Source organism: Vibrio sp. 10N.261.54.A5, from assembly GCF_041471145.1.
Classification (GTDB): domain Bacteria; phylum Pseudomonadota; class Gammaproteobacteria; order Enterobacterales; family Vibrionaceae; genus Vibrio; species Vibrio crassostreae_C.
Genome location: NZ_JBFRNU010000017.1, coordinates 160,774 through 169,325 on the forward strand (window position 1 = coordinate 160,774; position 8,552 = coordinate 169,325).

Genomic DNA, 8,552 nt, shown 5'->3' on the forward strand with positions numbered 1-8,552 from the left:
AGAGTAAAACGCTTTTAGCTGAACCCTTCGGGCAGCGTTTGCTGGTCATTTCTACTACGTTATCGGCTTCTTATGGAGGCTAGCTACACATCAAAGCCTCTGCCTTGTATAAATACCCAGCAATTCGCTGCAAAAGTCAGCTCGAAAGGTCAATACGCCCTAGTAATTTCATTTATAAAAACTAAAGACCATCGGTGCCACACGCTTAATAAAAGGTGTTATTTGTTGATTGGGCGAGGCTTACCACTTTCATCAACCGCAACGTAGTTGAATGTCGCGCCACAAACCTTGTAGCGGTCGCCGATACCGTGATCAAGTACAGGCTTAACCCAGACTTCTAGGTCGATATTCATCGAGCTGCGACCAATCTTAGTGCAGTCACCATAAACACACACAACATCACCTACAGAAACCGGCTGTTTGAACTCGATACTCGATACTGAAACCGTGACTATCTTGCCGTTAGAGATCTCTTTTGCCAGTATGCCGCCAGCAAGGTCAAGCTGAGACATTATCCAACCACCGAAAATCTGGCCCGCTGCATTTGTATCAGAAGGCATCGCTAATGTGCGAAGAAGTAAAGAACCAATAGGGTTCAAAGTTGATTGAATAGTCATTGTCGTACTCTTAATGGTATTGATTGTTTTATATAAAAATAGATGTGTTTACGAGACTCGCGGTGGTCGAATTTTTAACGTCTTCACCGAACACAAATAATCAGTGGCCAATGATCACGAGTATCATTGGCCAATCGCATATTGATAATAATTGTATCAAATAGGGTATGAGGACTCATCCCTAAGGGCTATTTCTCGTCGGTATTTTTATCCGTTAACTCTTTCTGCTGGTCTTTTGGTAGATGCTTATAGATATAAACACCAGTGAGCAAGGTGAAGAGCAAGGTCGCGATGAGTAGACCAAACACTTTGAAGTTGACCCAAACATCCAACGGTAGGCTGAAAGCAACGTAAACGTTGAGAACGGCACATAGGGTAAAGAACAGCGTCCATGCCCAGTTGATCTTGCCCCATACCGAATCAGGCAGTGTGATCTCTTTGCCTAACATACCTTTAATCGCTGATTTGCCCATGATGTGACTGACCGTCAGGCCAATCGCAAACAGTGCGTAAACGATGGTGACTTTCCATTTAATGAAGTTGTCGTCGTGCAAGAAGATGGTCATGCCACCAAATACGGCAACCATTAGAAAGGTGATGACCTGCATTTTTTCGACTTTCTTGTAGATGAAATAAGTCAAAATAATTTGAACTGCAGAGGCAACGATCAAAGCGCCGGTCGCGGTATAGATGTCGTACATCTTATAAAGCGCAAAGAAAATAATGAGAGGAATGAAATCAAGAATTTGTTTCATGAGACACTGACTATCCAGTTAGTTGAGTTGCTGACAGTCTAACGAAAACTGTCTCGATGCTAAATAGCTCGAGACAATTGGGTGCCAATTAATTCAATCTAACCACTCATCGTGTTTAAAGAGTTGAAGCAGGTTATCGCATTGACGAGGTTTGATAGCGAGGTATCAGCTTTTTGATATCTTCAAGGTAACCTTCGCTCTTTAAGCTGTCTAAGGTGTTTTCGAGCTCTTGCTCACTCATGGCAAAACATGTCGATTTACCGGTCGTTAAGTCGAGATACTCGTGATATTCACGCTCTGTGAAGTGGCCAATTCTGTCCATTAAAAGGGTTTTAATTCCATGGTGAATCAAGCCGTAATACGTATGTCTTTGTAAGGTCATAGCCTATCCTCCGTGACAAGCTGCAGTTAAATTGTTGCAACCTGCTGTATATTGGTTGGGTTGTCTATGACAAAGCAATTCGAATGCCATTTTCTCCAACGGAACAGAACAAATTCCCGACTAAATAGAATTGAACTTCTTTTCAAATAGTTAAAGGAAGGCTCGTTCTATTCTCTGACAATCAATACGCAACAGACATCAAATAGTTTCATTTTGAGAACGGAAAAATTCTCATTATGACGCTCTCCTGCCGCTTATAAAGAGGCCTACCAACAATGATTGCCGCTAATCGACGAGCCAATCAACAAGCGTAGATAAGGATGTATTTTGTCGATTCTTGGGTTGCAGCAAGAAGTAACCATTTCCAGAGAAAACACTGCCTTCACTCACTTTTACCAATCTACCTAAATCAATATCTTGCTTGGCCAGTGTGATGTCGCCTATGGCAATGCCAAACCCTTGAATGGCGGCGTTCATAGCTTGATCGAGTGTTGCGAATTGTTGGTTGTTCTTGCTTGAAAGGTCGTGGCTGCCTATGTGCTCTAACCAAAGTCGCCAATCACTTTGCTCATTGTTGGCGTGTAGCCAAGTGTATTGGGCAAGCTTGTGTGGCTTGATGATGGTCGATGCGTCGTCGACAAGATGGCTCTGTGTAATGCTTTGTGCTTGGCAAACGGGCGCTAGCTGCTCGTTAAACAATAATTGGCTGATAATCGATTGTTGGTTTGGCTTCTTACCATAGGTAATTACGGCGTCAAACGGATCAAAGCTTGGTTCGAAGACGTGCTTGATGGTCGACGTCAGTTCGACATCAATTTCAGGATAGGCTTGCTGAAAAGACATCAACTTAGGTAGTAGCCAAGAGGTAATACAGCTCGGTGCGTTGAGTTTGATCTTAGACGGAGAGCTAGCCACTTGATTTAGAGCCGATTGCAGCTGATGAATCGTTCCTTGTATCAGGGGAACCAGTTCTTCTCCTTTCGGCGTTAAAGACAATCCGCGAGCATGGCGATAGAAGAGATCACAGCCAAGGCTTTCTTCAAACGACAATACCTGACGACTCACTGCACCTTGCGTAACATTGAGCTCATGTGCCGCGCGTGTAAAGTTGAGGTGCCTTGCCGTAGACAAAAACGCGAGCAAGGTTTTGGTTGAAGGAAGTGTGCGATTCATATCTTTACCTATGACTTTTTATCATGGCTATTATGTGATTATTTCGATTCATTTATCAATAGTGTTCTGTTTGAATGTAAATACTTAATCATCATTTGTGATTCAATATGTGTATAAGTCACATTTTTTGAATATGAAGGCAATGATGAAGACATTGTGATTTTGTGAAAGGGATAGCTTCTTGACATCTTTTATTGATAGTTTAGTGCCTCAGGCTGTAAAAAAATTAATACCTTATCAATCGGCAAGAAGAATTGGTGGTGATGGACGTGTCTGGCTAAACGCCAATGAATTGGAAAGCTCGCTGTTTCAAGGAGAAGCAAGCCACAACCGATACCCAGACTTCTTACCACAAGATATTGCTAAGGCTTATCAAGATTACTGTAGTACCGATGCCGCGACTGTGGCTGTTCGTGGTGCAGATGAAGCGATTGATTTGCTGATCAGAACATTCTGTAAACCGGCGTGCGACAACATACTTATCTGCTCTCCAACGTATGCGATGTATGAGTTTTGCGCTGATGCATTGGCGATTAATACCTTGGACTCTCCATTGCAGGAAGACTTTAGCCTGAACGTCGCTGATATTGTGAATAAGGCAAAACTGGCGAATATCGTGTTTCTTTGCTCACCAAACAATCCAACGGGCAATGTGATTCCTAAATCGGATTTGATTCAGGTACTGGAAGGCACGACTGGAAAATCTCTAGTGGTCGTCGATGAAGCGTATATCGAATTTGAACCACAAACGTCAGCCGTTAGCCTTATTGAGCGTTATCCGCACTTGGTTGTGATTCGCACTTTGTCTAAGGCATTTGGACTGGCTGCAGTTCGTTGTGGTTTTATCTTAGCGAGTCAAAATGTGATGCAGTATGTCGCGAAGCTGATTCCACCTTATCCGATGCCAGATTGCTCATCTCAAATTGTATTAGACGCGTTGTCTGATGAACGAGTCTCAGTGATGCAAGATGCGACGCAGAATCTGGTTGAGCTGCGTAACTGGTTTGCTTGTGAGTTAACGCAGTTTGATTTCATCGAGTCTGTTTACCCTTCATCGACAAACTTCATTTTGCTGCGTCAAAAAGCTGGGCATCAAGTGTTCAGTGTCTTGGCGAAGGACGGCATTGTGACAAGGAACCAAAACCATGAACCGGCTTTGCGTAACTGTGTCCGAATCAGTATTGGTAGCCAAGAGAGCATGCTAGAAGTGATAACGTCACTAACACGTTACCAAACCGAATTAGAACAGAATCAACAAGGCAAACACATTCAACAAGCTAAACATAAAGAAATTCAATCTCAACTCGATAAAGATCATATCTAGGATGGCAATGATGAAAAAGATAATACTAGGACTCGCTTGTGCGGCCGCTTTACTTGGTACAACGGTACAGGCGAAAGAAATCCGTTTGGCGTCGGACTTTACGTATCCGCCATTCAACTATAAAAACAGCGACGGTGTGCCTGTCGGGTTTGATATTGAGATAGCTGATGCTTTGTGTGAGCAAGCTAAACTCGATTGTACTTGGGTTTCACAAAGCTGGGACTCGCTAATTCCAAGTTTGTTGGCAAGAAAGTCAGATGTGATTATGGCTTCGATGCGTATCACCGAAGAGCGTAAGCGTAAAATCTTATTTACTGATAAGTACTACCAAACTCCAGCCGTGTTTGTTGCTGCTAAAAGCGCGGAGTTCAGCGTTGATGAGGCTGGCTTAACGGGCAAAACCATCGGTGTTCAGCAGGGTACGATTCACGATCGCTACGTAACCGACAAGTTTGGCGATGTGGCAAACATTAAGCGTTATACCGGCCAAGATGAAGTTTACTTGGATCTGCAAAATGGTCGTCTAGATCTAACCTTCGGCAACTCAGATCAACTGTCATTGGCTTTCTTAGATAAGAAAGAAGGTGAGGGCTTTGAATTTAAAGGTAAAGCAGTAACCGACAAAGCCTACATTGGCGAAGGTACGGCGTTAGCACTAAGAAAGCAGGATTCAAAACTGGCGAAACAATTCAATGCCGCGATTGAAGAGATCAGAGCGAACGGTACTTACGACAAGATCGCCGCTAAGTACTTCACGTTTGATATCTATGGCGCTGATTTGTAATTCGTCTAACGCCTAAAAAACTCGAACACCAAAAACAAAAATCCGAGAGCTGTGAGGCTCTCGGATTTTCTAGTTTATGCTGGTGGTGTCAATTCAAGTCACCATCAACTTAGCGTTTTAATATTACGCTTGCTGTTTTTGTAGCTCAGCTTCTTTCGCTTCGTCTTCGATTAGAGAATCAACGATGACTGCACATGCAGCATCACCAGTGATGTTCAGAGCAGTACGGATCATGTCGAAGATACGGTCTAGAGCGAACAACAGAGGTAGACCTTCGATAGGGATACCAGCCGCTAGAAGAACTGCAACCACTAGGAAAGAAGGACCAGGAACACCTGCTTGACCAACTGCACCTAGGGTAGACGTTACGATGATAGCAACGTAAGCACCCATAGAAAGGTCGATGTTGAACAGCTGTGCGAAGAAGATAGCAACTAGGCCGTAGTAAATTGCGTTACCAGACATGTTGATCGTCGCACCAAGAGGCAGAACGAATGAAGCCGTAGAGTTACGAACGCCAAGTTCTTTCTCTACCGTTTCCATTGTTACTGGCAGTGTCGCCATTGAAGATGCTGTTGATAGTGCAACCGCTTGAGGCTTCTTCATCGCCACTAGGAACTTCTTCGCAGAAGTCTTAGTGAAGATTTGAATCATTAGCGGGTAAGCAACAAAGCCGAAGATTAGAATCGCAGCGATGTAAACAACGAACAGTTTGAACACAACCATAAGTGCGCCAAAACCGAATGTACCCACAGCTTCTGCCATTAGGCCGAATACGCCAAGTGGTGCAATGATCATAACCTTGTTGATCATCCAAACCATAGCGTCAACAATCGCGTTTACGCCATTGATGATAGGGTCACGTTTCTCTTTCGCTTGTTTAGAAATCGCAATACCGAAGAATAAGCAGAAAACTAGAATTTGCAGAATGTTTGCTTCATTCAGTGATTGGAAAACGTTGGTCGGGATCATGCCTGTGATGGTTGCCCAGAACGTTGGAAGTTCACCTTTCGCAGCGTATTCAGAAGAGAACATGCCTTCAACGCCAGAAACATCGATACCACGACCTGGTTCGAATATTTCACCCATTACTAGCGCTAGTGCTACAGCAAGTGCAGACGTTAGTGCAAAGTAACCTAGAGTGGTCACGCCCACTTTACCTGCTGATGAGCTGTTGCCTAGACCAGCAGCACCTGAAATTAGGGCAACCGCGACTAGAGGGATAACCAGCATCTTGATCAAATTGATGAAGATAGCACCCAGTGGAGCGAACATAGTTGCGCTGTCACCCATCATCGCACCGACTAGGGTACCGATGATCATTGCAATAACGACTTGAACGCCGATGTTGCTTAGTAAACTCTTTTCTTTTAACACTTCCATAACCTCTGTGCTACTAAATATAAAAATCCCAGAACTACTCACCAATGTACGATGTACCATTGGATTAATATTTCGCGAGAAGTTTTACACGTATCTTTTACATTTATCAATATGAGCAGAGATGAAAGAACACCAAAAAGCAGTAATCAAATGTCATTTGATGATTTTTCACACCAAAGCAAACGTTTGCTTTTTGGTTTGTCATTATTTTTATAAATGGTGGTGATGTTTTGGTGGGGTATTATAGGTGTGCTACAGGTTTGTATGAGGTGTTGTTTTTATCAGAAATTTAACAATTGAGAGGGTTTGGACGTGTTCTCGGAGAAAAACTCCCACAGCGCAAATTATCGCACTAGTGGGAGCCTATTTATTATTTTTGCGTTGCCGCTTTCATTGGCGTAACAAACTCAGCAAGTGCTTTAAGCATTGCTTCTGGTTGTTCAACGTTGTTTTCAATGATTTTCACAACCGCAGAGCCAGAGATAGCACCAGCAGCGCCAGCTTCGATGGCTTCTTTTACTTGCTCAGGAGCAGAGATACCGAAACCAAGCAGTGCTGGTGGCGCATCAAACTTGTTCAAACGGTCAAGTAGGGCTGTCACAGGCATGTTTGCTTTGGTTTCTGCACCCGTTACGCCAGCACGAGAAAGTAGGTAAGTGTAACCACCACCTAGCTCAGAAACCGATTGAAGCGTCTCATCACTTGCTGTTGGTGGAGCAATAAATATTGGGTGAATACCAAACTTCTTAGCTGCAGCAACAAACTCGCCACTCTCGTTGGTTGGTACATCAGCAATCAATACTGAATCGATACCTGCATTAGCACAACGCTCGTAGAAGTTCTCGATACCACGTGCGTACACCAAGTTTGCGTACATCAGTAGGCCGATTGGTAGCTCTGGGTATTTAGCACGAATTTGACCAATAAGATCAAAACACACATCTGGCGTGACTTTAGAATCTAACGCACGAATGTTTGCACCTTGGATTGTCGGGCCATCTGCAAGCGGATCTGAGAATGGAATACCAAGTTCAAGTGCATCAGCACCCGCTTCAACGAGTGTTTCCATGATCTTAAGAGACTGCTGAGGGTTAGGATCGCCAACCGTTACGAATGGTACAAATGCGCCCTGATTCTTTTCAGCTAAGCGAGTGAAGAGTGATTGATAGCGATCCATTATAATGCTCCTTTCTCTTTAAGAATGTCGTGTACAGAGAAGATGTCTTTATCACCACGACCAGATAGATTAACCACTAATAGCTGTTCTTTCTCTGGGTCATCGTGAGCCATTTTAACAGCATGAGCCAAAGCATGAGATGACTCTAGCGCTGCGATAATACCTTCTTTACGTGCAATCAATTGGAACGCTTCTAGCGCTTCGTCGTCGGTCACGTTGTCGTATTCAGCTCGGCCAATAGCATTTAGGTGCGCGTGTTGAGGACCAACTGATGGGAAGTCTAGACCCGCAGATACAGAGTAAGACTCTTCTACTTGACCATTCTCATCTTGCATCAGTGGTGCTTTCATACCGAAGAAGATACCAGTTTTACCGTGTTTAAGCGGCGCGCCGTGTTGGTCGGTATCAATACCTTTACCAGCAGGCTCTACACCGATTAGGCGTACAGACTCTTCTTCAATGAAATCCGCGAACATACCGATAGCGTTTGAACCACCGCCGACACACGCGATAACTGCATCAGGAAGGCGACCTTCACGAGCTAGAATTTGGTTCTTCGTTTCTTCACCAATCATGCGTTGGAAATCACGAACAATCGTTGGGAATGGGTGAGGGCCCGCTGCAGTACCCAATAGGTAGTGCGCGTCTTCATAAGTTGCCGACCAGTCACGTAGCGCTTCGTTACATGCATCTTTTAGCGTTGAAGAGCCAGAATGAACAGGGATAACCTCTGCGCCCATTAGCTTCATACGGAACACGTTCGGGCTTTGACGTTCAACGTCTTTTGCACCCATGTATACACGACACTTAAGACCTAGTAGAGCACACGCTAGAGCCGTTGCCACACCGTGTTGGCCTGCCCCAGTTTCAGCGATGATTTCCTGCTTACCCATACGTTTTGCTAGCAATGCTTGACCAAGTACTTGGTTTGTCTTGTGGGCGCCACCGTGAAGTAGA

At 44.2% G+C, this 8,552-nt stretch carries 9 protein-coding genes; 2 read left to right on the forward strand and 7 right to left on the reverse strand.

Features of this window, described 5'->3' with window-relative positions; genetic code table 11:
* Positions 1-218 precede the first annotated feature (218 nt).
* From yciA to AB4329_RS05000, 4 genes are all read right to left on the reverse strand, one after another.
* Positions 219-617, reverse strand: a complete 399-nt coding sequence (gene yciA, locus AB4329_RS04985) for an acyl-CoA thioester hydrolase YciA (RefSeq protein WP_017061510.1) — start codon at positions 615-617, stop codon at positions 219-221.
* A gap of 188 nt (positions 618-805) precedes the next feature.
* The gene (locus AB4329_RS04990) at positions 806-1,372 is read right to left on the reverse strand and encodes a septation protein A (RefSeq protein WP_017061509.1); all 567 of its coding nucleotides are present in this window, start codon (positions 1,370-1,372) and stop codon (positions 806-808) included.
* Positions 1,373-1,505: 133 nt separating this feature from the next.
* Positions 1,506-1,754, reverse strand: coding sequence for a hypothetical protein (locus tag AB4329_RS04995; RefSeq protein WP_017069991.1), 249 nt, complete (start codon positions 1,752-1,754; stop codon positions 1,506-1,508).
* A 285-nt stretch (positions 1,755-2,039) separates the two neighbouring features.
* Positions 2,040-2,927, reverse strand: coding sequence for a LysR substrate-binding domain-containing protein (locus AB4329_RS05000; RefSeq protein WP_017063534.1), 888 nt, complete (start codon positions 2,925-2,927; stop codon positions 2,040-2,042).
* A gap of 181 nt (positions 2,928-3,108) precedes the next feature.
* Here AB4329_RS05000 and hisC point away from each other — a divergent pair, with 181 nt between their 5' ends.
* Both hisC and AB4329_RS05010 read left to right on the forward strand, forming a co-directional pair.
* On the forward strand, positions 3,109-4,251 hold the full coding sequence (gene hisC / locus AB4329_RS05005) for a histidinol-phosphate transaminase (RefSeq protein ID WP_372137754.1): 1,143 nt from the start codon (positions 3,109-3,111) through the stop codon (positions 4,249-4,251).
* A gap of 10 nt (positions 4,252-4,261) precedes the next feature.
* On the forward strand, positions 4,262-5,035 hold the full coding sequence (locus AB4329_RS05010; protein ID WP_372137755.1) for an ABC transporter substrate-binding protein: 774 nt from the start codon (positions 4,262-4,264) through the stop codon (positions 5,033-5,035).
* Positions 5,036-5,158: 123 nt separating this feature from the next.
* Here the strand turns inward: AB4329_RS05010 and AB4329_RS05015 are convergent, their stop codons facing one another.
* From AB4329_RS05015 to trpB, 3 genes are all read right to left on the reverse strand, one after another.
* The gene (locus tag AB4329_RS05015; RefSeq protein WP_321163247.1) at positions 5,159-6,478 is read right to left on the reverse strand and encodes a dicarboxylate/amino acid:cation symporter; all 1,320 of its coding nucleotides are present in this window, start codon (positions 6,476-6,478) and stop codon (positions 5,159-5,161) included.
* 310 nt (positions 6,479-6,788) lie between these two features.
* Positions 6,789-7,595, reverse strand: coding sequence for a tryptophan synthase subunit alpha (gene trpA, locus AB4329_RS05020; protein WP_017061501.1), 807 nt, complete (start codon positions 7,593-7,595; stop codon positions 6,789-6,791).
* The coding region (trpB, locus tag AB4329_RS05025; RefSeq protein ID WP_372137756.1) for a tryptophan synthase subunit beta at positions 7,595-8,552 on the reverse strand (958 nt) is incomplete at its 5' end. The genes trpB and trpA, both read right to left, overlap by 1 nt.